Source organism: Vibrio sp. Isolate34, from assembly GCF_022397915.1.
In the GTDB taxonomy this organism is placed as follows: Bacteria; Pseudomonadota; Gammaproteobacteria; order Enterobacterales; family Vibrionaceae; genus Vibrio.
In genome coordinates, this window is record NZ_JAKEUO010000002.1 from 35,453 (window position 1) to 61,402 (window position 25,950).

Here is a 25,950-nt window from a genome sequence, read left to right on the forward strand (position 1 = left end):
AGTTTGTTTACACTAAGCCAAATCGTTTTGTTTCTATCACCCAATAAATATGTTGGGTGGATTTATGTTGGCCAAAGAAAGCTTTGGCATAGAGGTAAAAAATGGAAAAGGTTCCAATGACAGTACGTGGCGCTCAGCAGCTACGTGATGAATTAGATCGCCTACTTAAGCTGCGCCCTATTATTTCAGCAGCTATTGGTGAAGCACGTGAACTAGGTGACTTGAAAGAGAACGCAGAATACCACGCAGCTCGTGAAGAGCAGGGTATCTGTGAAGCTCAAATTCGAGATATCGAATACAAGCTATCACTTGCTCAGATCATCGATGTAACTCAGATGGATAACACAGGTAAGATTATCTTCGGTACGACAGTGACTTTGATTGATGTGGATACGGATGAAGAATTCCGCTACCAAATCGTTTCTGAAGACGAAGCTGACATCAAGACTGGCCGTATTTCTGTGAAATCACCAATTGCTCGTGGTCTTATCGGTAAGATGGAAGGCGACGAAGTCATGATCTCTACCCCAGGTGGTGACAAAGACTTCGAGATCGACAAAGTAGAATATATCTAATTGAATTTTCTTTGTTTCTAATAAGTAAAAAGGTCGCTTAATGCGACCTTTTTCGTTTCTCACGCTACACTAAAAGATAAGCGCAGTGGCTTTCTCTTGGTGAAGTTAGCTTACTATTAAGCTCTTATTTACGTGGAATCTCGATTTTACGTGCTTCTGACTGACGGAACAGCACTAGAACTTTACCGATAGTCTGTACTTTCTCAGCTTTAGTTTCACGTACAATTGCATCGATAATCAGTTGCTTAGTCTCACGGTCTTCTGATGCAACTTTAATCTTGATCAGTTCGTGGTGGTCTAGAGCTAATTCGATTTCCGCTAGAACAGCTTCAGTAAGTCCATTTGCGCCCATTAGCACAACAGGTTTTAAACTGTGAGCTAGGCCCTTTAGATGCTGCTTTTGTTTGGTACTTAGGTTCATTACGCGGCCAATTTTCTTTACTATTAGGGTTGAAAAAACCTATTTTAACGCCATCTAAAGCTGAAGACTATAATTTATTCAGCAATTAGTACTTTCCTCCAATTTAGGTATCCAATGAGCAAACAGAAACACTCGGCCAGTTCAGGCCGTTGGTTGAAGGAACACTTCGACGACAAGTACGCAAACGAAGCAAGAAAGAAAGGCTATCGTTCACGTGCTTATTTCAAAATGGAAGAGATTCAAACGAAAGATAAATTGCTGTCTCCTGGGATGACCATTGTGGATTTAGGTGCAGCGCCTGGCGGTTGGTCTCAATATGCTGCTAAGATTGTTGGAGACAACGGACAAATCATTGCGTGTGACTTGTTACCGATGGATCCGATTGCTGGCGTTAGCTTCTTACAAGGCGATTTTCGTGAAGACGCTGTGCTAGAAGCTCTATTGGAACGTATACAACCAAATATGGTTGATGTAGTGATGTCAGATATGGCGCCTAATATAGCAGGCAACAATTCTGTGGATCAGCCAAGAGCTATGTATTTAGTTGAATTAGCTTTGGATATGTGTCGACAAGTTCTAGCTACCAATGGTAGTTTTGTTGTAAAAGTATTCCAAGGCGAAGGCTTTGACCAATATGTTAAAGACGTCCGTGAGATGTTTAAAACAGTCAAAGTTAGAAAACCCGACTCTTCTCGTGCTCGATCTCGTGAAGTGTTCATCGTAGCCACTGGTTACAAAGGTTAACGATTCTCTTCCAAGAGTGAGAGTTAACAACATGGCTACAGGTTACAAACTGTAGTACCCTACCTTTAATTACAATTAGTTATCGAGAGGCTTACACCTTGAGTGACATGGCAAAAAATTTAATTCTGTGGCTTGTTATCGCGGTAGTGTTGATGTCGGTATTCCAGAGCTTCGGCCCTGGGGAAAGTAACGGCAGAGCAGTAGATTACACCACGTTTGTACAGGAAGTTGGCCAAGGCCAGATTCAAGACGCACAGTTCAATAACAGCGAAATTACTTTCACACGTCGTGGCGGTGGTTCTAAGTATGTAACTTACATGCCTGTTTATGATCAAAAGCTACTTGATGACTTAATTAATCAAAACGTAAAAGTTCAGGGTACACCACCTGAAGAGCAGAGCCTGCTTGGCACTATCTTCATCTCTTGGTTCCCAATGATCTTACTGATTGGTGTGTGGATTTTCTTCATGCGTCAAATGCAAGGTGGTGGCGGCGGTAAAGGCGCTATGTCTTTCGGTAAGAGTAAAGCTCGAATGATGAGCGAAGAACAAATCAAAACGTTGTTTGCGGATGTTGCTGGTTGTGACGAAGCAAAAGAAGACGTGAAAGAGCTTGTTGATTACCTTCGTGACCCAAGTCGTTTCCAAAAACTGGGTGGTAAGATCCCGACAGGTATCCTGTTGGTTGGTCCTCCAGGTACTGGTAAGACACTGCTTGCAAAAGCGATTGCTGGTGAAGCGAAAGTACCGTTCTTTACAATTTCAGGTTCTGACTTCGTTGAAATGTTTGTTGGTGTTGGTGCATCTCGTGTACGTGACATGTTCGAACAAGCGAAGAAAGCAGCACCTTGTATCATCTTTATCGATGAAATCGATGCGGTAGGTCGTCAACGTGGCGCTGGTGTTGGTGGTGGTCACGATGAGCGTGAACAAACACTAAACCAAATGTTGGTTGAGATGGATGGTTTCGAAGGTAACGAAGGTATCATTGTTATCGCCGCAACTAACCGTCCAGACGTGCTAGACCCAGCACTACTTCGTCCAGGCCGTTTCGACCGTCAAGTTGTGGTTGGTCTGCCTGATGTACGTGGTCGTGAACAGATTCTTAAAGTACACATGCGTAAAGTTCCACTATCTGGCGATGTTGAACCATCTCTGATTGCTCGTGGTACTCCAGGTTTCTCTGGTGCAGACCTGGCAAACCTTGTGAACGAAGCGGCTCTATTTGCTGCTCGTGGTAACAAGCGCAATGTCTCTATGGTTGAGTTTGAACTTGCAAAAGATAAGATCATGATGGGTGCAGAGCGCCGTTCAATGGTTATGTCTGAAGAAGTGAAAGAGTCAACGGCTTACCATGAAGCGGGTCACGCGATTGTTGGTCGCTTGGTACCGGAACACGATCCAGTGTACAAGGTATCAATCATTCCACGTGGTCGTGCACTTGGTGTGACAATGTACTTACCTGAGCAAGATCGTGTAAGTATGTCTCGTCAACATCTAGAATCAATGATTTCTAGCTTGTACGGTGGTCGTCTTGCTGAAGAGCTTATCTACGGTAAAGACAAAGTGTCGACGGGTGCATCTAACGATATCGAACGTGCAACTGATATTGCTCGTAAGATGGTAACGCAGTGGGGCTTCTCTGAAAAACTGGGTCCTCTTCTTTATGCTGAAGAAGAAGGTGAAGTTTTCCTAGGTCGCGGCATGAGCCAAGCTAAGCATGTTTCTGATGACACGACTAAGCTTATCGATGAAGAGATTCGTATCCTTATCGACCGTAACTACGATAGAGCTAAGAAGATTCTTGAAGATAACATGGATATCATGCATTCGATGAAAGACGCTCTAATGAAGTTCGAAACGATCGATGCAGGTCAAATTGATGACTTGATGGAGCGTAAGCAAGAGATTCGTGATCCAGCTGGTTGGGGGGAGCAGGTAAAAGCTGAACCTACAAAGGAAGAAGCAACACCTGAAGCTAAGGCAGAAGAAGCTAAAGCGGAACCTAAAGCTGAAGAGTCAAAAGTTGAAGAAGTTAAATCTGAAACAGATGATGCTCAAAACAAAGATTCTTAATCGCTAAGTTATCAATTAAAACCCTGAGTACGCTCAGGGTTTTTCTGTTTATAGCCTATGGTGTTTTTCCCTTTAAGATCGGCTTTCCATGATATTAAAAGCAAATAATAAAACTCTCGTGTTAGATCGCCCACATGTGATGGGTATCCTCAATGTCACCCCTGACTCTTTCTCTGACGGTGGGAAATTTAACTCACTTGATAATGCCTTACAGCAAGCTGAACGCATGGTTCAAGCGGGCGTTAGCATTATCGATATTGGTGGTGAGTCAACTCGACCTGGCGCTCCTGATGTTTCGTTAGAAGAGGAGCTTGCCCGTGTCATTCCTGCTATTAAAGCCATTCGTGCCAAGTTTGATGTGTGGATCTCGATAGATACCAGTAAAGCGGAAGTGATGCGCCAAGCTGTTGAAGCGGGCGCTGATTTGATCAATGATGTGCGCGCTTTGCAAGAGCCTGGAGCATTACAAGTCGCCGCTGATGCTAATGTTCCGATTTGTCTGATGCACATGAAAGGCCAGCCGAGAACCATGCAAACTAACCCAAGTTATGATGATGTTCTTCAGGATGTAGAAGCATTCTTGCAAGAAAGGGTAGAAGCATGTGAGGCGGTTGGCATCTCAAAAGAACAGCTGATTCTAGACCCAGGTTTTGGTTTTGGTAAAACCATCGAGCACAATTACCACCTATTAGCGCACCTTGAGAAGTTTCATACGTTGGGCTTGCCTGTCTTGGCGGGAATGTCGAGAAAATCGATGATCTTTAAGCTACTAGACAAGGCGCCTGCAGACTGCATGGTAGCAAGCGTGACTTGCGCGACCATCGCAGCAATGAAAGGTGCACAAATTATTCGCGTTCACGATGTCGAAGATACATTGGAAGCGATGAAGATAATCGAAGTGATGAATAACAATCACTAATCATAATTAAGGAAATCAACATGTCTGATAAAAGACGTTACTTCGGCACAGATGGTGTGCGTGGCAAAGTAGGCCAGTACCCGATTACACCTGATTTTGTTCTGAAGCTTGGCTGGGCTGCGGGTCGTGTTCTTGCAAAGCAGGGCACAAAGAAAGTGATCATTGGTAAAGATACTCGTATCTCTGGCTACATGCTTGAATCAGCTTTAGAAGCAGGCCTTGCTGCTGCTGGCCTTCAAGCTACATTTACGGGACCAATGCCAACACCTGCGGTTGCATACCTAACACAGACATTCCGCGCAGAAGCAGGGATTGTTATCTCTGCATCTCATAACCCTTATTACGATAACGGCATCAAGTTTTTCTCTTCTGAAGGTACAAAACTTCCAGACGATATCGAGCTAGCAATTGAAGCTGAGCTTGATAAAGACATTGAGTGTGTTGATTCTTCTGAGCTAGGTAAAGCTGTACGTTTAAACGATGCGGCTGGTCGTTACATTGAATTCTGTAAGAGCACGTTCCCAAACCAGATGACGCTTGCTGGTATGAAGATTGTTGTCGATTGTGCGCACGGTGCAACTTATCATATCGCTCCTGCGGTATTTAAAGAGTTGGGCGCTGAAGTGATTGCTATGGGCGTTGAGCCAAACGGCACGAACATCAACCACGAAGTTGGCGCAACCGATGTGCGCGCTCTGCAAGCTAAAGTGGTTGAAGAGAAAGCTGCGCTAGGCCTTGGCTTTGATGGCGACGGTGATCGTATCATCATGGTCGACGAGCTAGGCAACAAAGTTGATGGTGACCAAATCGCTTACATCATTGCACGTGATGCATTGCGTCGTGGTGAGCTGAAAGGTGGTGTTGTTGGTACACTAATGACCAACCTTGGTATGGAAAACGGCCTTAAGCAGCTAGGTATTCCATTTGTGCGTGCCGCTGTTGGTGACCGTTACGTGATGGAGCAGCTTTTGGCTAAAGGCTGGAAGATCGGTGCTGAAAACTCGGGTCACGTTATCCTATTAGATAAAGTGACAACCGGTGATGCGATCGTTGCTGCACTGCAAGTTTTGGCTTCGGTTGTAGACAGTGAAATGACACTGAACGAGCTTTCGCAAGGTATGACTCTATACCCTCAGGTTCTGGAAAACGTTCGTTTCAGCGGTGATTCAAATCCACTAGAAGCAGAAGCGGTGAAAGCTGCGGTAGTTGAAGTAGAAGCTGAGCTTGGTGAAAAAGGTCGTGTGCTATTACGTAAATCTGGTACTGAGCCATTGCTGCGTGTGATGGTTGAAGGTGAAGATGCCGATCTTGTTCAAGCATCTGCACTTAAGATTGCTGATGCAGTAAAAGCAAACTGCTAATTTAACCTTTTACTGAATAGGTGCAGTGAGTAGCGCCTGTGATCTGAAGTGATTGACTTATATAACGGTCAAGAGATATAACGGTCAAAAGAGACGTAAATGAGTTTTGTGTCGCTTTTGACCTTTTTTTGACCATTCACTTGGTAAAGGCTTATTTTTTAGCAAATTCTCCTTGTCAGCCATCGTCGCATTCGCTAGTATTGCTCGGCCTTCAGTTAGGAGGTCGCTAGCCTTGTTCTTAAAAATAGTTTTTTGAACGGCGCTGGCTCAACAATTAGGAACATAGGTGGAAAAATGTTTACAGTTCTACTTGTGATTTACCTGTTGGCAGCGCTTGGTGTAATTGGCCTAGTGTTGATTCAACAAGGTAAAGGCGCAGATATGGGAGCCTCTTTCGGTGCTGGCGCTTCAAACACTGTGTTTGGTGCTGGTGGCTCAGGAAATTTCCTTACCCGAATGACTGCAATTTTTGCAACTACATTTTTTATCCTTAGCTTAGTGCTTGGTAATATGTCTACACATAAGACTGAGTCACAGTGGATTGATCCGACTCAAGGTCAGGTAATTCAACAAGCTGATGATGCAGTGAGTGAAGTTCCATCGCAAGGCGATGAAATTCCACAATAATCTGTAAAGATTTGATGCCGAGATGGTGAAATTGGTAGACACGCTAGCATGAGGTGCTAGTGCCTTAGGGTGTGAGGGTTCGAGTCCCTCTCTCGGCACCATGTTTACAAACTTGTAAAACATCTTGTTGGGCGTATAATGCTCGCAAGTCGGACGCGGGATGGAGCAGCTTGGTAGCTCGTCGGGCTCATAACCCGAAGGTCGTCGGTTCAAATCCGGCTCCCGCAACCAATTTTAATGCTATTATATAGCTTGTATTGGTAGCAAGTTTGCACAGTGTGAACCTCACTGTGAGTTAAGTGCGATATCCAATGTGATGACACTTAGCATATAAGGGTCCAGCAACAAAAACCCCGGCTTATACGGGGTTTTTTGTTATCTAAGCATTTGTAAATGTATTTAGATAATGTTTGCTTGGAATTTAAATTGGGCTTTGAGCCCTTTTTTTGTTTCTGGAGTGGTTAAATGACTGGTTTAGAAAGACAACTTACTGAAATGCTTGACGCTCCAGTAGCAGCATCAGGTTATGAGTTAGTTGGATTAGAATTTATTCGTGCTGGTGAGCACTCAACGCTACGTATTTACATCGATTCACCAAACGGTATCAATGTAGATGATTGCGCTGAAGTTAGTCACCAAGTAAGTGCCGTAATGGACGTTGAAGATCCAATTTCAGTGGCTTATAACCTTGAAGTGTCTTCACCAGGTTTAGAGAGACCACTGTTCAAAGCAGAGCATTACCAACAATTTATTGGTCACGAGGTAAGCATCGTTTTGAAAATGGCTGTCGGCAACCGTCGTAAATGGAAAGGTGATATCCAATCTATTGAAGGCGAGACAGTAAAAGTATTGGTTGAAGGACAAGAAGAAGAATTCGTCCTGAGCAATATTGCGAAAGCGAACCTGATCCCTAAATTTTAGTTCTCCTAGAGAGAAGAGCTTAAGAGGCTAGATTAATGAACAAAGAAATTTTGGCGGTAGTAGAAGCTGTTTCTAACGAGAAAGCAGTTCCTCGTGAGCGTATTTTTGAAGCGCTTGAAATCGCGCTTGCAACAGCAACTAAAAAGAAAAGCGAACTAGAAATTGAAGTTCGTGTTGAAATCGACCGTAAAACGGGTGATTTCGAAACTTTCCGTCGCTGGGAAGCTGTTGAAGAAGTTGAATTCCCAACGAAAGAGATCTCTCTTGAAGCTGCAAAGTACGATGATCCAGAGATCGAACTTGGCGGTTTCATTGAAGACGACATCGAATCAGTTACATTTGACCGTATTACGACTCAAACAGCTAAGCAAGTTATCGTACAGAAAGTACGTGAAGCTGAGCGTGCTCAAATCGTTGAACAGTTCATCGACAACGAAGGTGAGCTAGTAACGGGTGTTGTTAAGAAAGTTAACCGTGACACTATTATCCTAGACCTAGGTAACAACGCTGAAGCGGTAATCCTTCGTGATGACCAACTTCCTCGTGAAAACTTCCGTCCAGGTGACCGTGTTCGTGGTCTTCTATACGCAGTTAAGCCTGAAGCTCGTGGTTTCCAGCTATTCATTACTCGCTCTAAGCCTGAAATGCTTGCTGAACTATTCCGCGTTGAAGTACCTGAAATTGGCGAAGAGCTAATTGAACTTAAAGGTGCTGCACGTGACGCTGGTTCTCGTGCTAAAATCGCTGTGAAAACAAACGACAAGCGTATTGACCCTGTTGGTGCGTGTGTTGGTATGCGTGGTGCACGTGTACAAGCTGTTTCTGGTGAACTTGGCGGCGAGCGTATCGATATCGTACTTTGGGACGATAACCCGGCTCAGTTCGTAATCAACGCAATGGCTCCTGCTGACGTTGCTTCTATCATTGTTGATGAAGATGCACACTCTATGGATATCGCTGTTGAAGCGGATAACCTAGCACAAGCTATCGGCCGTAGCGGTCAAAACGTACGTCTAGCATCTCAACTGACTGGTTGGGAACTGAATGTAATGACGGTTGAAGATCTTCAGAAGAAACACCAAGAAGAAGCCGTTGCTTCTATTGAAAACTTCATGAAGCACCTAGACATCGAAGAAGACTTTGCTCAACTGCTTGTTGAAGAAGGTTTCTCTACACTAGAAGAAGTGGCTTACGTACCAGTAAACGAACTTCTTGAAGTAGATGGCCTAGACGAAGGCATCGTTGAAGAACTTCGTAGCCGTGCTAAAGATGCACTAACGACTCTAGCACTAGCGAAAGAAGAAACTTTCGACGGTGTTGAGCCTGCTGAAGACTTGCTAGCTCTTGAAGGCCTAGAACGTGAAATGGCTTACAAACTGGCAGCTAAAGGCGTGGCAACATTGGAAGACCTAGCTGACCAAGGCGTTGATGAACTAGAAGGCATTGAAGACCTAACTGCAGAGCGTGCGGGCGAGCTAATTATGGCTGCGCGTAACATCTGTTGGTTCGGCGACGAAGAATAATTCAGCAAGGAGAGAAAGCGGTATGACACAATTAACAGTTAAAGCTCTGAGTGAAGAGATTGGTACGCCAGTTGACCGCTTAATTGAACAACTTGCTGATGCAGGCATGAAGAAATCAGGGTCGGATCAAGTAACTGATTCAGAGAAGCAAACATTGCTAACGCACCTTAAAAAGGAGCATGGCGATACTTCTGGTGAAGCAGAGCCGACTCGTTTAACTCTTCAACGCAAGACCCGCAGCACGCTAAGTGTTGCCGCTGGAGGCGGTAAGAGTAAGGATGTTCAAGTAGAGGTACGTAAAAAACGTACTTACGTGAAGCGCAGCGCTATTGAAGACGAAGCGAAACGTGAAGCTGAGGATGCAGCATCACGTGAAGCGGAAGAGAAAGCACGTCAAGAAGCTGAAGAGCTTGCGAAACGTGAAGCTGCAGAGAAAGCACAGCGCGAAGCTGATGAGAAAGCAAAACGTGAAGCGGATGCAAAACGTGATGCTGAAGAAAAAGCTCAACGCGCACAAGCTGAAAAGGCTAAAAAAGACATGAATTCAAAAAATGCAGACGCTAACGCACAAGCGAAAAAAGAAGCGGATGAACTAAAAGCTCGTCAAGAGCAAGAAGCAACTCGTAAAGCCGAAGCTGAAGCAGCTAAGCTTGTAGAGGAAGCTCGTAAGCTAGCTGAAGAAAACGAAGCTCGCTGGACTGAAGAAGAGAAGAAGAAGAAAGAACAAGAGAAGTCTGCGGACTACCACGTGACTACTTCTACTTACGCGCGTGAAGCTGAAGATGCAGCGGATCAGAAAGAAGAAAAAGCGCCTCGTCGTCGTAAAAAGAAAGCAGCTCCAGCTAACCAACCTGGCAACAACCGTGGTGGTCGTAACCAACGTGGCCGTGGCGCTAAAGGTAAGCTTGCGAAACCAACTTCAATGCAGCAAGGCTTCGATAAGTCAGCAACTGTTGCTAAGTCTGACGTTGCTATCGGCGAGACAATCGTTGTTTCTGAACTGGCTAGCAAAATGTCAGTTAAAGCAACTGAAGTTATCAAAGTAATGATGAAGATGGGCGCTATGGCGACTATCAACCAAGTGATCGACCAAGAAACAGCACAACTTGTTGCTGAAGAAATGGGTCACAAGGTAATCCTACGTAAAGAAAACGAACTCGAAGAAGCAGTACTAGCTGACCGTGATAGCGATGCAATTGCTGAAGGTCGTGCTCCTGTTGTTACTATCATGGGTCACGTTGACCACGGTAAAACTTCAACACTGGATTACATTCGTAAAGCACACGTTGCTTCTGGCGAAGCTGGCGGTATCACGCAGCACATCGGTGCTTACCACGTAGATACTGACAACGGCATGATCACTTTCCTTGATACTCCTGGACACGCGGCGTTTACAGCTATGCGTGCTCGTGGTGCTCAAGCGACAGATATCGTTGTACTAGTAGTTGCAGCAGATGATGGCGTAATGCCACAAACAATCGAAGCAATCCAGCACGCGAAAGCGGCAGGCGTTCCTCTGATTGTTGCTGTGAACAAGATCGATAAAGAGGGTGCAAACCCAGACAACGTTAAGAATGAGCTAGCTCAATACGACGTAATCCCTGAGGAATGGGGCGGTGAGAACATGTTCGTTCACATCTCTGCTAAACAGGGTACAAACATTGATGGTCTTCTAGAAGCTATCCTTCTTCAGTCTGAAGTTCTTGAACTGACAGCTGTTAAAGAAGGTATGGCGTCTGGTGTTGTTGTTGAATCTCGCCTTGATAAAGGTCGCGGTCCAGTTGCAACAGTACTAGTACAGTCTGGTACTCTAAACAAAGGCGACATCGTTCTTTGTGGTCAAGAGTACGGCCGTGTTCGTGCAATGCGCGATGAGAACGGTAAAGAAGTAACTACAGCGGGTCCTTCTATCCCTGTAGAGATTCTAGGTCTATCTGGCGTTCCTGCTTCTGGTGATGAAGCAACGGTTGTTCGTGACGAGCGTAAAGCACGTGAAGTAGCGAACTACCGTCAAGGTAAATTCCGTGATGTTAAACTAGCTCGTCAACAGAAAGCTAAACTAGAGAACATGTTCGCGAACATGGCTGCTGGTGAAGTTGCTGAACTGAATGTAGTACTAAAAGCTGACGTTCAAGGTTCTGTAGAAGCAATCGCTGATTCTCTACTGAAACTATCAACTGACGAAGTTAAAGTGAACATCGTAGGTTCTGGTGTTGGTGGTATTACTGAAACTGATGCAACACTTGCAGCAGCTTCTAACGCTATCATCCTTGGTTTCAACGTTCGTGCTGACGCAACTGCGCGTAACACGGTTCAGAACGAAAACCTAGATCTACGTTACTACTCAATCATTTACCAACTGATCGACGAAGTGAAACAGGCAATGGGCGGTATGCTTGCTCCTGAATTCCGTCAAGAGATCATTGGTCTTGCTCAAGTTCGTGACGTATTTAAGTCGCCTAAACTTGGTGCAATCGCTGGTTGTATCGTTACTGAAGGTACGATTAAGCGTAGCAACCCAATTCGTGTACTTCGTGAAAACGTTGTTATCTACGAAGGTGAGCTAGAGTCACTTCGTCGCTTTAAAGACGATGTTCAAGAAGTTAAGAATGGTTACGAGTGTGGTGTTGGCGTTAAGAACTACAACGACGTACGCGTTGGTGACCAGATCGAAGTATTCGAAATCGTTGAGGTTCAACGTACTCTAGACTAATCAGTCTGTACGACTCGACATATTGACTAAGGTTACTAACATTACTAGTAAAGGTAATAAGTAATCGGTTGTTGAATACACCATGGGGGGCTGGTAATTACCAAGCCCCCCATCTTTCTAAGTGAGAAAAGAAAATGTCAAAAGAATTTAGCCGCACACAACGTGTGTCTCAGCAGCTTCAAAAAGAGCTAGCACTTATCCTACAACGTGAAGTTCGTGATTCACGTATCGGTATGGTAACGATCTCAGACGTAGAAGTGTCTCGTGACCTTGCTTACGCAAAAGTATTCGTTACTTTCCTATGTATTGGTGAGCAAACACCTGAATCATGTCTTGCTGCTCTTAAAGAGCACGAAGTGCCAATCCGTATGGCTCTAGGCAAGCGTATTCGTCACCGTCTAACGCCTGAAGTTCGTTTTACTTACGACAACACACTAGTAGAAGGCATGCGTATGTCTAATCTAGTAAGTGAAGTGCTAAACGATGATAAGCGTAAGCAACAAGAAGCTGGCCGTACTGACGAAACTCAGTCTAAGGGCGAAGAGTAATGGCTCGCCGTCGTAAAGGTCGCCCTATTAACGGGGTAATTCTGTTAGATAAGCCAACAGGCATTTCGTCTAATGATGCACTGCAAAAAGTAAAGCGTATTTACTTTGCAGAGAAGGCAGGGCACACCGGTGCTCTGGATCCTCTTGCGACTGGCATGCTGCCAATTTGTCTTGGTGAAGCAACGAAGTTCTCTCAGTTTCTTTTAGATTCTGATAAGCGCTACGTAGTGATCGCTAAGCTTGGTGAGCGTACCAATACCTCTGACTCAGATGGTGAAGTGGTAGAGACACGTGATGTAAACGTGACTCAAGAACAACTTGAGCGTTGTATCGAAACCTTCAAAGGTGAAACTGACCAGATTCCTTCAATGTTCTCTGCATTGAAATATCAAGGTAAGCCTTTGTACGAATACGCACGTGCAGGTATCGAGGTTCCTCGCGAGTCTCGCAAGATCACGGTGTACTCTATTGAACTGCTTCGCTTTGAAGGCGATGAAGTTGAGATGGAAGTGCATTGTTCAAAAGGTACTTACATCCGCACAATCACCGATGATCTTGGTGAGATGCTAGGTTGTGGTGCTCACGTGACCATGCTTCGCCGTACTGGTGTAGCAAAGTACCCTTACGAACGTATGGTAACGTTGGAGCAACTGAACGAGATCTTAGAGCAAGCGCAGGCGCAAGAAATTGCACCGAAAGAGCTGCTTGATCCACTGTTGATGCCAATGGACACTGCTGTTGAAGACTTGCCAGAAGTAAACTTGAATGCGGAACTGACTGACCTAGTTCAGCACGGTATGCCTGTTCAGGTTGCTGGTGCGCCGACGGAAGGTACGGTTCGCATGACAAGCGGTGAAGAAAAGCTGTTTGTTGGCGTTGCTCAAATTGCTGAAGATGGCCGAGTAGCACCGAAACGTTTGGTTGTTTTCAGAGATGAAGAACCACAAGCGAGTGCTTAAATCGAGTGAGATATTCGCGCTGAGTCGTTAAAGACGAGCAAATAAGACAGAAAGCGGACGCCTAATTTAGGCGGTTCGCTTTTTTCGTTTTTAAGGCGTTCGATTGTTATTGCACCAACTGGCAAACTTCCCTATAATCCTCGGCTCGCGTAGCGGCTGAATCAGAGATTGGCTGCTACAAATATTAAACTACTCTTATCAGGAGAGAATTATGTCTCTGAATGCAGAAACTAAAGCAGCAATCGTTGCAGAATACGCACGCGCTGAAGGCGATACTGGTTCACCAGAAGTACAAGTAGCACTACTAACTGCTTCTATCAACCACCTTCAAGGTCACTTCAAAGCACACAAAGGCGATCACCACAGCCGTCGTGGTCTTCTACGTATGGTTTCTAGCCGTCGTAAGCTTCTTGACTACCTGAAAGGTAAAGACCTTTCTCGTTACCAAGATCTAATCAAGCGCCTAGGCCTACGTCGCTAATAGCGATGTCTGCAAAGACTGTTTGAAGAAAAGGAGCATTTATTGCTCCTTTTTTTGTGCCTGAAAGACAGAGTTTGAAGTAATTCACGGAGCTTTTTCAGCGCGAAAATATCCCTGTATATAAAAATAGTTTATACTATGCCTCGCCTGTACAGCTATCTGTATAGGTATTATACGACTCAGAAGTTACAGTCACAGATGTCGGCCAATAGGTCGCGACTATTCAAAGTGGATGCTCGTTGTATTTTTGATATAACGAATCAATTCCGTCTGCTTTGACTAGTCGCGATTGGTGATTTCTGGGTTCCAACTTACTGACTCTAAAGAGCACTCTTTAGATAAAGGAAATACAATGTTTGAGAAACCAGTTGTAAAAACGTTTCAGTACGGTAACCACACAGTTACTCTAGAAACTGGCGTTATTGCTCGTCAAGCTACTGCAGCAGTTATGGTAACAATGGACGATACTTCAGTCTTCGTATCTGTTGTTGGTAAAAAAGAAGCGGTAGAAGGTCAAGACTTCTTCCCTCTAACAGTTAACTACCAAGAGCGTACATACGCTGCTGGTAAAATCCCAGGTGGCTTCTTCAAGCGTGAAGGTCGTCCATCTGAAGGCGAAACACTAACGGCTCGTCTAATCGACCGTCCAATTCGTCCTCTTTTCCCAGATTCATTCAAGAACGAAGTTCAAGTTATCGCTACAGTAATGTCTGTAAACCCAGACGTTCAACCTGACATGGTAACAATGATCGGTACTTCAGCAGCTCTTGCTATCTCTGGTATCCCGTTCAACGGTCCAATCGGTGCTGCACGTGTAGGTCACATCGACGGTCAACTTGTTCTTAACCCAAGCACAACTGAACTTGAAACTTCTAAACTAGACCTAGTGGTTTCTGGTACTGAAGGCGCGGTTCTTATGGTTGAATCTGAAGCTGATAACCTAACTGAAGAAGAAATGCTTTCTGCAGTTGTTTTCGGTCACGATCAACAACAAGTTGTTATCAACGCTATCAACGAGTTCGCAGCAGAAGTTGCTACTCCAGCGTGGAACTGGGAAGCACCAGTAGTAAACACTGAGCTTAAAGCTCGTGTTGCTGAGCTTGCAGAAGCTCGTCTATCTGACGCTTACCAAATCACTGAAAAAATGGCTCGTTACGAGCAAGTTGGCGCAATCAAGAACGACGTTGTTGAAGCACTACTAGCTCAAGACGAAGAACTAAACGAGCGCGAAATCCGCGGCATGCTTGGTTCTCTAGAGAAAAACGTTGTACGTAGCCGCATCATCGCTGGCAACCCACGTATCGACGGTCGTGAAAAAGACATGGTTCGTGCGCTAGACGTACGTACTGGTGTTCTTCCACGTACACACGGTTCTTCTCTATTCACTCGTGGTGAAACTCAAGCTATCGTTACTGCTACTCTTGGCACACAACGTGACGCTCAAATCATCGATGAGCTAACAGGCGAGCGTAAAGACAACTTCCTACTACACTACAACTTCCCTCCATACTGTGTTGGCGAAACTGGTTTTGTAGGTTCTCCTAAGCGTCGTGAAATCGGCCACGGTAAGCTAGCTAAGCGTGGTATCGCTGCAGTAATGCCTTCTGTTGATGAGTTCCCGTACACAGTTCGTGTTGTATCGGAAATCACTGAATCTAACGGTTCTTCTTCAATGGCTTCTGTATGTGGTACATCTCTAGCGCTTATGGATGCTGGTGTTCCAATCAAGTCTTCTGTTGCGGGTATCGCAATGGGTCTTGTTAAAGAAGGCGACGACTTCGTTGTTCTTTCTGACATCCTTGGCGACGAAGATCACCTAGGTGACATGGACTTTAAAGTAGCAGGTACTAACGAAGGTATCACTGCTCTTCAAATGGACATCAAGATCGAAGGTATCACTAAAGAGATCATGCAAATTGCTCTTAACCAAGCGCAAGGTGCACGTAAGCACATCCTTTCTGTAATGGATGAAGCTATCTCTGGTGCTCGTGAAGATATCTCTGAATTCGCTCCACGTATCCACACAATGAAAATCAGCTCTGATAAGATCAAAGATGTTATCGGTAAAGGCGGCGCAGTTATCCGTGCTCTTTGTGAAGAAACGGGTACTACTATCGAAATCGAAGACGATGGCACAATCAAGATTGCTGCTACTGAAGGCGCAGCTGCTAAAGAAGCTATCCGTCGTATCGAAGAGATTACTGCTGAAGTTGAAGTTGGCCGCATTTACCAAGGTAAAGTTGCTCGTCTAGCTGACTTCGGTGCATTCGTCACTATCCTTCCAGGTAAAGATGGTCTAGTACACATCTCTCAAATCGCTGACAAGCGTGTTGAGAAAGTGTCTGACTACCTAACTGAAGGTCAAGAAGTGCCTGTTAAGGTTCTTGAAATTGACCGTCAAGGCCGTGTACGTCTAAGCATGAAAGAAGCAGTTGAAACGCCAGCTGAAGGCGAAGCACCTGCTGCTGAGTAATTCTCAGTGTGTCGATGGTGATATCGCTTTTTAGTGATTTCTAACCTATCGTCAACAAAGCATGTTATAAAGGGGAGCATATCGCTCCCCTTTTTTTATTGCGGTCATAACAGGAGTAATTATTTGTGAAATGGTTTCAAACCGCGAGTATGTGTTTACTGCTTGTACTAACTGGTTGTGCAACAACATCAGATAACGCCTCACGTTGGGTTTACCCACCAATGGCTGTACCACTGCAACCAAGCGTTCAGCAAGAAGTTCAAATTGCACGCCTTAGTCAGTTATTGCAGCGCCCGGATTTGAACGATGAAGTTAGAGCTAAGATGCTGTTTGAACGTGGTAACTACTACGACAGTGTTGGTCTGCGTGACTTAGCGCGTCTCGACTTCAACCAATCTCTTTCATTGAACCCTGCTCAACCTGATATCTTCAATCTTTTGGGTGTTTACTTTACGCAGGTAGGGGAGTTTGATGCGGCTTACGAGTCTTTTGATTCTACGCTAGAGCTTGATCCTGCAAACTCTTATGCAGAAAGAAACCGCTCTATTGCTCTCTACTACGGCGAACGTTACGACTTAGCTAATGAAGAGATGATGAAGCACTATGCCGATGATCCTAGCGATCCGTTTCGCGCTTTGTGGCTATACATCATTCAACATGAGCTAACGCCAGAACAAGCCAAGCTTGATTTGCAAAAGCGTTACGAGAGTCGTGATGAGCAGTGGGGGTGGGTATTAGTTGCGATTATGCTTGATGACATTACTGAAGAGCAGGCTTTCAAGGCGATCTTAACGGGTACTCGTGACAACACGTTACTTGCACAGCGTCTTACAGAGACGTATTTCTACCTTGCTAAGCGTTACCACATGAATGGTGACTACGCGAATGCGATCTCTTTGTATAAGTTGTCAGTGTCTTTCAACGTGTATGAATATGTAGAACACCGCTACTCTTTCTTAGAGCTAAGCCGCATCTTCACCACGCTTAAAGCCGAACATTTAGCGCAAGTTAAGTTGGCTGAGGCCGAAGAAGCAGCCAACGCTAAATAAGCAACACATTTTGATTTCGAAAAGCCGCTGCCTGTCAGCGGTTTTTTTATGCTCCAGTATTTTTATAAACTGGGCCTTGTTTTTGATTGCTTTTAATTTAAACAACACTAAAATAGTTAGCCTTACTAACTAAATGCTATTATTTGATAGGGTGAGTATGCTGAACCAGAATTTAGAAAAGATTGAGCGCTTTGCTTCTAAGGTATGGCGCACTCAGGTGAATGAAGATCCTATCTGCCAATTGAGCTTCAATGAGTATGACTATTTGAAGGTCATTCAGGCTTCTCCAGAGCCGATTCGATTGACTGACCTTGCCATTGAAATGCAGGTGACTAAGCCCTCAGCGACCACTATGGTGCAAAGGCTTGAGAGAAAAGGCCTGGTTGAGCGTAAGGCGTCACTTGAAGATGCAAGATCCAAGTTAGTGGTATTGACCAACAAAGCGGAGTTGGGCTTAGAAGAAGAGAGCAAGATCTACCAAGTGATGGCTCAAATACTAGAAAGTCGTTTGTCTGATCAAGAATCTAAGCAACTGAACCTATTATTAGACAAAGCGTTGAAGTAAATAATTTAGATATTTAGTTAGCCTTGTTAACTAATTTTTCGAGTTATATCTCGTTGATATGCGACTCACAAATGAAAGTAGAGTAAGAAATGAGTAACTCAATTAGTCGTCAATTTTGGCGATATACAATCCCTACCGTGGCGGCGATGTTGGTTAATGGCCTGTACCAAGTGGTGGATGGCATTTTCATTGGCCGCTATGTTGGCGCTGATGGACTCGCGGGTATTAACGTCGCGTGGCCTGTGATTGGTTCGATTCTCGGTCTTGGTATGCTGGTGGGCGTAGGTACTGGTGCGCTTGTCTCGATTCGCCAAGGTGAAAAAGACACTCAAGGTGCTAAGCAGATCCTGGCGACCGGTCTAACCTTGCTACTGGCGATAACACCGATTGTTTCCGCGTTACTGTATCTGTTTGCCGACAACTTTTTGCTTTGGCAGGGTGCAGAAGGGCGTGTGTACGAACTTGGTCTGCAATATTTACACATCCTGATTGGTGCCAGTGTCTTCACTTTGGGTTCTATCGCGATGCCGTTTCTGCTGCGTAACGATGACAGCCCGAACTTAGCCACGATACTGATGATTGTCGGTGCGGTGATTAATATCGTGCTCGATTACCTGTTTATCGCTCAGTTTGGTTGGGAGTTGATGGGCGCGGCATTAGCCACAGCAATTGCACAATTTGTGGTAACAGGCTTGGGTCTGGCTTACTTCTTTTCATGTCAAGCAAACTTACGCTTACGTTGGAATGAACTGCGATTGAAGCTATCTGTTATCCCACAGATCTTCGCGATTGGTACATCAAGCTTCTTTATGTACGCCTATGGCTCGATGATGGTGGCATTGCACAATGCGTTGTTCTCTCAATATGGCGACCAGTTGATGATTGGTGCTTACGCTATCTTGGGCTACATCGTGACGGTTTATTATCTCACGGCAGAAGGTATCGCCAACGGTATGCAACCATTAGTGAGTTACAACCATGGTGCGTGTAACCAAGCGAATATTCGTAAGCTCCTGAAGATTGCGATGCTGAGTTCAGTATTGATTGGTGTGGCGTTTGTGTTGCTTCTCAACGCGTTCCCTCGTGAGTTCGTGTCAGTCTTTAACTCGGACGAACCACAGTTAGTAGAGTACACAGTGTTGGGTATTCGACTACACATGTTTGCATTGGCACTTGATGGTTTCTTAGTGGTCGCGGGCGCTTATTACCAAGCAGTGAACAAGGGCAGCAAGGCGATGTTTGTGACGATAGGCAATATGCTTATCCAACTGCCTTTCTTGTACATTATGCCTAAGTTGTACGGTGTGCCGGGGATCTGGATTGCGTATCCATTGTCTAACATTGCGCTAAGCGTGGTGGTAATGGTGATGCTCTACAAAGACGTAAAGAAGCTCGATGCTTCACCACTGGAAACAGCGACGGCATAGGTCGTGTTTCTTGAACTGAACTAAAAAGGTCTAGCGAATGCTAGACCTTTTTTGTATCTGTTGCTGATAGGTTTAATTATCGAACTAGATGTTTTTTACGTCTAAACCTGCAAGTTGATGCCAGTAACCATTACATTGGCGGCTTTCAATCTTCATCGGGTTTTGACCTTGCTCGTTAGCTCTGAAGTTATTAATTTCAGAGAAGGTATCGATGCCGAGTGGGCTTAAACGAACCACATCAACCAAGTCGTGCATGTTGGGTAAATCATTCACTAGGTTGTAGCAGTAGCCCGATTGGGTCTGGATACCATTAAGATTGAATACCGATTGGCCTTCTTGGCTCTCGACCTGTAGTCCGGTTGGGTACTTGATACAACAGGTTTCACAATCGTCTTTAGCTTTGTTTTCTGCGCGAGCGGTAAAGCAGCGTGCTGAGTAAGCTAGAGGCAAGTAACCGTGGCTAAATACTTCGACTTCGAACTTGTTACGAATATTGAGCTCTTCACACTGTGTCATGACATTGCTAAGCCATTCACGAGAAAGCTCAACCGGCATACACCAACGTGTCATACCTTGCTTCAAGAACAGGTTCAGCGTGCGCGCGTTGTAGGTGTTTACTGCTGGGCCGACAACGAAAGGGACTTTGCTTTCGCTTGCCAGTTGAATAGCAGACACGTCATTGGCTTCAATCGCGAAGTCACCGTTATCAATGTACTTCTTCATGATGTTGACTTCGCTTGGCGCTTCCAACAATGCCATGGTCGACAGTACCACTTGCTTACCTGAAGCAGACAGCTCTTTAGCGATGTCCATCCAGTGTTTCGCTTTCATCTCACGACGCTTTGAACACACGGCTTCACCGAGGTAGATGATATCAGCAGAGCTTGATTTCGCTTGCTCATAGAAGCTTTCAACGTCTTGTTTTGGCCAAAAATAAAGTAGAGGGCCTAATGCGTATTTCATTGAGTTCTCCATTTGGCTCTATTGCCATTTACGGTGATAAGCGCCAAGCGTGGTTTGTGTACCTTCCGATACATTCGCCAGTGTCGCATTCCAAGCTTGTTCTACTTGGTATTGTTCTGGATTTGCTAAGTAGCGGTCGATGGCTGCGCGCCAAGTACGAGTTACTTGTTCTACATAAGCAGGGCTGCGTTGACGACCTTCAATCTTCACCGAAGCAACATTCGCGGCGAACAACTCAGGCAACATTGAGAGAGTGTTAAGGCTAGTCGGCTCTTCAAGTGCATGGTAGCGCTTACGCTCACCGTCGATCTCCGCTTCAAAGCGACCTTTACACAGCGTTGGGTAGCCCGCGTTCTCACCTGCTTCATATTTATCAATAAGGATTTCATTCAAGCGAGACTCTAGGCCAGTTTCAGTTTCTTGCCAGCGAACGTATTTCGCAGGAGAGCATGCGCCCACTGTATTTGGTGATTCACCTGTCATGTATGAAGATAGGTAGCAACGGCCTTCTGCCATGATGCACAAACTACCGAAAGCGAATACTTCAAGGTCAACGTCAGAAGTGATGTTACGAGAAAGCTGTTTGACCTGATGAATCGATAATACACGCGGTAATACCACACGCTTAACGTTGAAGTTTTTATGGTAGAAGTCGATAGCAGCGGCATTGGTTGCTGACGCTTGTACTGATAAGTGCAATTCAAGGTCTGGATATTTGTTTGCCGCATATTCGAGTACCGCGATGTCTGCGATGATCAGTGCATCGACACCCAACGCAGCTGCGTTGTCTACGGCGTTAGTCCAGCGTTCGAAGCCATTTGGGTGAGCAAACGTATTTAAGGCAACATGAATTTTCTTGTTGCGGTCATGCACATACTGCACAGCACGATCGAGCTTTTTACCCGCAAAGTTTAGGCCTGCAAAGTGTCGGGCATTGGTATCGTCTTTGAATCCGATATAGACAGCATCCGCACCGCAATCAATGGCGGTTTTCAAAGCAGGTAAGTTACCCGCTGGGCATAAGAGTTCCATTTGCTCACTACCAGTAGAATTAAGTTGAAGCGAGCATTTTATGAAGAATTGTGAATGACGGAATTGATGTAAGGCAGGTTTAGATGGATAAATCTGCTTTTACTCCGTTTGAGGTACTGACAAACGGTGGTTTTGTGTGTTGCTTTGGCTTTGAATGAGGTGCGTATTCGAATCGTCTAATTAGTTTTTATGACGGCGGTTTTGTGCGAACAGCTCTTCAACATCTTGTTTCGGCTGTGGGCGATAGAAGTGGAAACCTTGAATGGAGCTACAGTTGAGGTTCGATAGCAGCGTCGCTTGCTCACTGGTTTCGACACCTTCTGCAACCACGGTTAAATCGAGAGACTTACCCAGATTGATGATGTTTTCAATCACGGTTATTTGCTTTGGCAGGGTATCGATGTCCGAGATGAAAGCCCGGTCAATCTTAAGTTCATCAATTGGGAAGCGAGCAAGGTAAGACAGTGAAGAGTAGCCGGTACCAAAATCATCAATGGAGAGAGCAAAGCCAAGTTTCTTGATGGCGTTAAGCATTTGAAGTGTGTGTTCACTATCACTCATCACCGCGCTTTCCGTTAGCTCAAACGTAATCGCACTTGGGTCTAGTTCTGTCGAACGCAGCAGTTTTTCCATGTAATCAATCAGCTTTGGATTACCAAACTGTTCAGGAGAAAGGTTGATTGCCACACGACCCGGGAGAATTCCTTGCATCTTCCAGCGTTTAACTGTCGCGAATACTTCACGCATCACCACTCGGCCAAGCTGCTCGATAAGACCTGCACGTTCTGCAACTGGGATGAAAGCAGCAGGGCTGATGTAGCCTTCGACAGGGTGTTTCCAACGAACTAGAGCTTCTGCTCCGTTAATGGTGAAATCACGGGCGTTTACTTTTGGTTGGTACCAAACCTCGAGTCCATTTTGTTGCAGCGCTTTCTGAAGCTCAATCTCCAGCCACAGTCGCATACGCGCTTCTTTGTTCATCTGTTCGTTGAACTTGATCAAGCGGTTGCGACCACGATCTTTCGCTTCATACATTGCTGTGTCGGCATTTTGCAGCAAGATGCGAGCATCCGTACCATCTTGAGGAAAGCTCACACTACCAATAGAGCAGGCTAAGCGTTTACTAAAGTGGTGAAGATCGAAGGGTTGATTGATCAAGGAGATGATCTTTTCAGCGAGCATTTCAGGTGTTCGCTGATGTTCAGGCTCTGGCAGAATAATACCAAATTCATCACCACCCAAATGACCGATAACCGCTTGACGAGGCAGTAAGCGTTTAAGACGCGAAGCGACTTCTTTAATCACTTTGTCACCGATGTGATGACCCAGTGAATCATTGATATTCTTAAAGTTATCAATATCTAAGTAGAGCATCACCACTGGCGTATCGTTGTGAATGAACTGCTCAAGACGCTTGGTAAACCCAACTCGGTTGTAGAGCTTGGTTAACGCGTCGATATAAGCATCTTCACTATTGGCCGGAGTGTATTGTTTTGCGGTTTCTTGCGCGTCTTGGATAAGCACAAGTTGGGTGCTACTGCCGAGAATGGCCGTTGAGTCGATGTTGAGTTGAACCTTGCGTTCGAAGCCACATCGAGCGCCCGTTAAGCAAACCAAACCAGACTCAGAAATAATAGAACTCAGGCTATTATTGAAGACTGTTTTGGTTTGTTCATCGATAAATAAGCGGCCTAACTCTTCGCCAATCAACTCTGTGGTGGAATTGAAACCAAGCAAGCGAGCAGCTGCTGGGTTGGATGACAATATGTAGTCGTTCTCAACCAAGAGTAATCCGTCTGGGAGTAGGTGAGAGAGCTTATGAAACTTCGCTTCGGACTCTTCTAAAGAACGGACAAGGACTTGGTTCTCTGATGTATCGAAGGCATGAAAGACGATGTAGTCGGTTTTGTTGCCGTTTGCTAGAGGGGATAAGCTGAAATGAAGGCTGGTATCGAGGTCAGTTTCGTTGAGAGTAACTTCGGCCTCAATTGTTTCGCCATTGAAGGCGCGCTCATAGTAAGGCTTAAGATGTTGGTAGAATTGCTCGCCTAATGTTTGGCGGTCATTCATGCCTGCAAGCTCTGTTTGGCTCAAACCAGCAATATCGCAGTAACGCTCATTCACCATAAAATAGTTATGTTGAGCATCAAGTACTGCAAAAAAGAACGGACTATTTGCAGTTAGCTGGGTAAACCAATGTTGTAGTTGCTGGGGAGGCATCAAAGTACTACCAATTCTCCAAGAGCTTGAATATTCACTATCGATAAATATTTATTACTTTTTGTGTGGTTATCGATATTTACCTGTGAGTGCAGCGATTCGCTGTAATTCTCATTACCTGAGTTACTATAACTGTGATTTTCAGGATATTAAAGGTCGAGTATCAAACAGAAGTTAATTTGATACATAACAGTAACTGAGATCTCAACATCATCTATGATGCATTCCATATTATTGACAAAGTTACGGATAAGTCACGTGATAAACAAGATTCGCACTCAACTAGTTCAAAATGCCGCATCAATTTTGCGATCTCCAGTCCAGTTATTGCCTAAAACAGTACAAAAAAGAGCCTTGTTAGAAGCGCTGAAGAATGTCTTCAAGGAAGCTTTAGAAGACGGTGACTTTGAATTCTTAGAAGATAAGTGGCTGAAAGTTTCAATAAAAGATATGGGGTTAAGTTGGTGTATTAGCTACGAAAATGAGCAACTGGTTGTAGCTGATAAAGAAGTCGATGAAGATGTTAGTTTTAGCGGAAATCTTAACGACCTTGTGTTGATTGCGGGACGTAAAGAAGACCCAGATACGCTTTTCTTCCAACGTCGATTGTCTATTGAAGGCGATACAGAGCTCGGTTTAGAGGTCAAAAACTTGATGGATAGCGTAGATTTGGACTTATTGCCGACTCTTATGAAAACTTTGTTAAATCAATTAGCTGATTTTGTGCAGAAGGGAGTACAATCCCCAGATACACAAAGTGAGGTAATGAATGCTTGTTCGAACTGAAGCACCGGCAGATATACTTGTCATTGATCGTCTATTGAAATCTGTTTTTGAAACGGATGCAGAAGCTAATTTGGTTATGAGCTTGCGTGAGAATAGTCATTTAACGCTATCGCTGGTGGCTTGTTCTGACGAAGGTGAGGTGGTTGGTCACCTGATGTTTAGCCCAATTACCCTTAAAGGTGACGATCACAACTGGCAGGGGCTTGCGCCACTTGCTGTGAAAGAAGAATTCCGCAACCAAGGCATTGCTAAATCATTGGTTGAAGATGCTTTCTCTACTTTGGTTGATTTCGGTTACCCAGCCTGTGTTGTGCTTGGTGATCCTGCCTATTACGGTCGCTTTGGTTTCAAGGCTGCGAGTGAGTTTGGTTTGAGCTGCGCTTGGGATGTGCCTGAGGGAGCTTTCCAAGCTATCGAGTTAGTTGAAGGTGCGCTTGCGGGTCATTCTGGTGAGATTGCTTACAGTCCTGAGTTCAACGACTTATAAGGTTATTTCCTACGCAATATAATGCAAACTGATTTAGTCTAAATAAAGGAGCTTGATGCTCCTTTATTTTTTGTTAGTATCAGCCCAACTCTGATGAGCTCGTTTTAGCTCTGCTCTAATAAGCCACCCACTATAAACCTAAGGTTACACTGCTAAATATGTCACAAACACACGCACAATACCTGCAAGAGATGGGCATTAGCCAATGGGATCTTAGCCACCCAGAGCGTTTAGCGGGCTATGAATCTGAATTGACTCCGCTCTCTAACGATTGCAAGTTACTGTTGGTATCGCCTGAAAAACCTCAGGAAGACCTCGCCGTGATGTTTGAGCGTGTACTCAAAAGTATCAAGCTCGACTTATCTCAAGCCTTACATATTCAGCCTCAACACCTATCTTCTATCGAACTTGGTGATGTTGAATGGGTGTGGTTTGCGGGTTGTGAGTCGGCCCAAGAGCTGAAAGCAAAAACATTACAATCCCCATTACTGTCTGACATTAATGGTAATAACCAACACCGCCGCGATTTATGGCAACAAATTTGTGCTTATGACTAATCAATTTTTACCGACTTCACAACAACACCTAGACGCTATTTGGCAGATAGAACAGACCGCGCATTCTCACCCTTGGTCTGAAACAATGATTCGTGATCTCGATAGCCGAGGTGCTTGTCACCATGTGCTTGAAGCCGATGGGCAAGTGGTCGGGTATTTCTTCGCGCAAAATATCGTTGGTGAAGTGACGCTGCTTAATATTGCTGTCGACCCAAGCCAGCAAGGTAAAGGTTATGGTAAAGCGCTGACCGAGCATTTTCTTGATATGTGTGAGCAAGCTGACGCGGAAAGTGCTTGGCTGGAAGTTCGCGAGAGTAACGTGAACGCGTTTAACCTGTATGAGAAAGCCGGTTTCAACGAAGTCGACCGCCGTCGAAACTACTACCCCACTAAGCAAGGCAATGAAGATGCGATCATTATGAGCTATCTTTTTATGTCTTTTAGCTAAGCAGAGAATAAGCGACAAAATAGGGTGCAAACTGACCCTTTAGAAAGTGACACGCTTTCTGTATAATCCGCACACA

General features: G+C 44.9%; 24 protein-coding genes and 2 tRNA genes. 22 read left to right on the forward strand and 4 right to left on the reverse strand.

Annotated elements, in window-relative coordinates:
- Positions 1 to 101 precede the first annotated feature (101 nt).
- Positions 102 to 575, forward strand: coding sequence for a transcription elongation factor GreA (gene greA / locus L1D22_RS02775; RefSeq protein WP_017633277.1), 474 nt, complete (start codon positions 102 to 104; stop codon positions 573 to 575).
- A gap of 124 nt (positions 576 to 699) precedes the next feature.
- Here the strand turns inward: greA and yhbY are convergent, their stop codons facing one another.
- Positions 700 to 996, reverse strand: a complete 297-nt coding sequence (yhbY, locus tag L1D22_RS02780; protein ID WP_004738252.1) for a ribosome assembly RNA-binding protein YhbY — start codon at positions 994 to 996, stop codon at positions 700 to 702.
- Positions 997 to 1,110: 114 nt separating this feature from the next.
- Between yhbY and rlmE the strand changes: the two genes are divergently transcribed.
- The 17 genes from rlmE (at position 1,111) to L1D22_RS02865 (ending at position 19,381) form a co-directional block, all read left to right on the forward strand.
- Positions 1,111 to 1,740: a 23S rRNA (uridine(2552)-2'-O)-methyltransferase RlmE gene (gene rlmE, locus L1D22_RS02785; RefSeq protein ID WP_017633278.1), complete on the forward strand. Its 630-nt coding sequence runs from the start codon at positions 1,111 to 1,113 to the stop codon at positions 1,738 to 1,740.
- Positions 1,741 to 1,847: 107 nt separating this feature from the next.
- Positions 1,848 to 3,815, forward strand: coding sequence for an ATP-dependent zinc metalloprotease FtsH (ftsH, locus tag L1D22_RS02790; RefSeq protein ID WP_239828634.1), 1,968 nt, complete (start codon positions 1,848 to 1,850; stop codon positions 3,813 to 3,815).
- Positions 3,816 to 3,903: 88 nt separating this feature from the next.
- Positions 3,904 to 4,734, forward strand: a complete 831-nt coding sequence (gene folP, locus L1D22_RS02795; protein ID WP_239828635.1) for a dihydropteroate synthase — start codon at positions 3,904 to 3,906, stop codon at positions 4,732 to 4,734.
- 20 nt (positions 4,735 to 4,754) lie between these two features.
- Positions 4,755 to 6,095: a phosphoglucosamine mutase gene (glmM, locus tag L1D22_RS02800; protein WP_176680394.1), complete on the forward strand. Its 1,341-nt coding sequence runs from the start codon at positions 4,755 to 4,757 to the stop codon at positions 6,093 to 6,095.
- Between the two features lie 294 nt (positions 6,096 to 6,389).
- Positions 6,390 to 6,722 carry a preprotein translocase subunit SecG gene (gene secG, locus L1D22_RS02805; RefSeq protein WP_017633282.1) on the forward strand — a complete coding sequence of 111 codons (333 nt, stop codon included), beginning with the start codon at positions 6,390 to 6,392 and terminating at the stop codon, positions 6,720 to 6,722.
- A 16-nt stretch (positions 6,723 to 6,738) separates the two neighbouring features.
- Positions 6,739 to 6,823 (forward strand) — tRNA-Leu (locus tag L1D22_RS02810).
- 53 nt (positions 6,824 to 6,876) lie between these two features.
- Positions 6,877 to 6,953 (forward strand) — tRNA-Met (locus L1D22_RS02815).
- Positions 6,954 to 7,187: 234 nt separating this feature from the next.
- Entirely contained in the window at positions 7,188 to 7,643 is a 456-nt protein-coding gene (gene rimP, locus L1D22_RS02820) for a ribosome maturation factor RimP (RefSeq protein ID WP_004738265.1), read from the forward strand.
- A 35-nt stretch (positions 7,644 to 7,678) separates the two neighbouring features.
- Positions 7,679 to 9,166: a transcription termination factor NusA gene (gene nusA / locus L1D22_RS02825; protein ID WP_017633283.1), complete on the forward strand. Its 1,488-nt coding sequence runs from the start codon at positions 7,679 to 7,681 to the stop codon at positions 9,164 to 9,166.
- A 22-nt stretch (positions 9,167 to 9,188) separates the two neighbouring features.
- Positions 9,189 to 11,879, forward strand: a complete 2,691-nt coding sequence (gene infB, locus L1D22_RS02830) for a translation initiation factor IF-2 (RefSeq protein ID WP_176680393.1) — start codon at positions 9,189 to 9,191, stop codon at positions 11,877 to 11,879.
- 134 nt (positions 11,880 to 12,013) lie between these two features.
- Positions 12,014 to 12,427: a 30S ribosome-binding factor RbfA gene (gene rbfA / locus L1D22_RS02835; RefSeq protein ID WP_017633284.1), complete on the forward strand. Its 414-nt coding sequence runs from the start codon at positions 12,014 to 12,016 to the stop codon at positions 12,425 to 12,427.
- Positions 12,427 to 13,386 (forward strand): tRNA pseudouridine(55) synthase TruB, encoded by a 960-nt coding sequence (truB, locus tag L1D22_RS02840; RefSeq protein WP_176680392.1) that lies wholly within the window; start codon positions 12,427 to 12,429, stop codon positions 13,384 to 13,386. The genes rbfA and truB overlap by 1 nt, the downstream gene beginning before the upstream one ends.
- Before the next feature lie 211 nt (positions 13,387 to 13,597).
- Positions 13,598 to 13,867 (forward strand): 30S ribosomal protein S15, encoded by a 270-nt coding sequence (gene rpsO / locus L1D22_RS02845; protein WP_004728948.1) that lies wholly within the window; start codon positions 13,598 to 13,600, stop codon positions 13,865 to 13,867.
- Positions 13,868 to 14,219: 352 nt separating this feature from the next.
- Entirely contained in the window at positions 14,220 to 16,340 is a 2,121-nt protein-coding gene (gene pnp, locus L1D22_RS02850; protein ID WP_017633285.1) for a polyribonucleotide nucleotidyltransferase, read from the forward strand.
- Positions 16,341 to 16,465: 125 nt separating this feature from the next.
- Positions 16,466 to 17,389, forward strand: a complete 924-nt coding sequence (gene nlpI / locus L1D22_RS02855) for a lipoprotein NlpI (protein ID WP_239828636.1) — start codon at positions 16,466 to 16,468, stop codon at positions 17,387 to 17,389.
- 157 nt (positions 17,390 to 17,546) lie between these two features.
- A complete protein-coding gene (locus L1D22_RS02860) occupies positions 17,547 to 17,954 on the forward strand; it encodes a MarR family transcriptional regulator (protein ID WP_239828637.1) in 408 nt (135 codons plus the stop codon).
- A gap of 89 nt (positions 17,955 to 18,043) precedes the next feature.
- The gene (locus tag L1D22_RS02865; RefSeq protein WP_239828638.1) at positions 18,044 to 19,381 is read left to right on the forward strand and encodes an MATE family efflux transporter; all 1,338 of its coding nucleotides are present in this window, start codon (positions 18,044 to 18,046) and stop codon (positions 19,379 to 19,381) included.
- Between the two features lie 84 nt (positions 19,382 to 19,465).
- Here the strand turns inward: L1D22_RS02865 and L1D22_RS02870 are convergent, their stop codons facing one another.
- The 3 genes from L1D22_RS02870 to L1D22_RS02880 form a co-directional block, all read right to left on the reverse strand.
- Entirely contained in the window at positions 19,466 to 20,344 is an 879-nt protein-coding gene (locus tag L1D22_RS02870; protein ID WP_176680389.1) for a U32 family peptidase, read from the reverse strand.
- 18 nt (positions 20,345 to 20,362) lie between these two features.
- Positions 20,363 to 21,376: a peptidase U32 family protein gene (locus tag L1D22_RS02875; RefSeq protein ID WP_017629625.1), complete on the reverse strand. Its 1,014-nt coding sequence runs from the start codon at positions 21,374 to 21,376 to the stop codon at positions 20,363 to 20,365.
- A 180-nt stretch (positions 21,377 to 21,556) separates the two neighbouring features.
- The gene (locus L1D22_RS02880) at positions 21,557 to 23,596 is read right to left on the reverse strand and encodes a bifunctional diguanylate cyclase/phosphodiesterase (RefSeq protein WP_017629626.1); all 2,040 of its coding nucleotides are present in this window, start codon (positions 23,594 to 23,596) and stop codon (positions 21,557 to 21,559) included.
- Between the two features lie 258 nt (positions 23,597 to 23,854).
- Here L1D22_RS02880 and L1D22_RS02885 point away from each other — a divergent pair, with 258 nt between their 5' ends.
- From L1D22_RS02885 to rimI, 4 genes are all read left to right on the forward strand, one after another.
- Positions 23,855 to 24,382, forward strand: a complete 528-nt coding sequence (locus L1D22_RS02885) for an SCP2 domain-containing protein (protein ID WP_239828639.1) — start codon at positions 23,855 to 23,857, stop codon at positions 24,380 to 24,382.
- Complete coding sequence (locus L1D22_RS02890; protein WP_239828640.1) at positions 24,366 to 24,869, forward strand: N-acetyltransferase; 504 nt, start codon at positions 24,366 to 24,368, stop codon at positions 24,867 to 24,869. The genes L1D22_RS02885 and L1D22_RS02890 overlap by 17 nt, the downstream gene beginning before the upstream one ends.
- Positions 24,870 to 25,027: 158 nt before the next feature.
- Positions 25,028 to 25,426 carry a DNA polymerase III subunit psi gene (locus L1D22_RS02895; protein WP_239828641.1) on the forward strand — a complete coding sequence of 133 codons (399 nt, stop codon included), beginning with the start codon at positions 25,028 to 25,030 and terminating at the stop codon, positions 25,424 to 25,426.
- Positions 25,419 to 25,874 carry a ribosomal protein S18-alanine N-acetyltransferase gene (rimI, locus tag L1D22_RS02900; protein ID WP_239828642.1) on the forward strand — a complete coding sequence of 152 codons (456 nt, stop codon included), beginning with the start codon at positions 25,419 to 25,421 and terminating at the stop codon, positions 25,872 to 25,874. Before L1D22_RS02895 ends, rimI begins: the two co-directional genes overlap by 8 nt.
- The last annotated feature ends 76 nt before the right edge of the window (positions 25,875 to 25,950 follow it).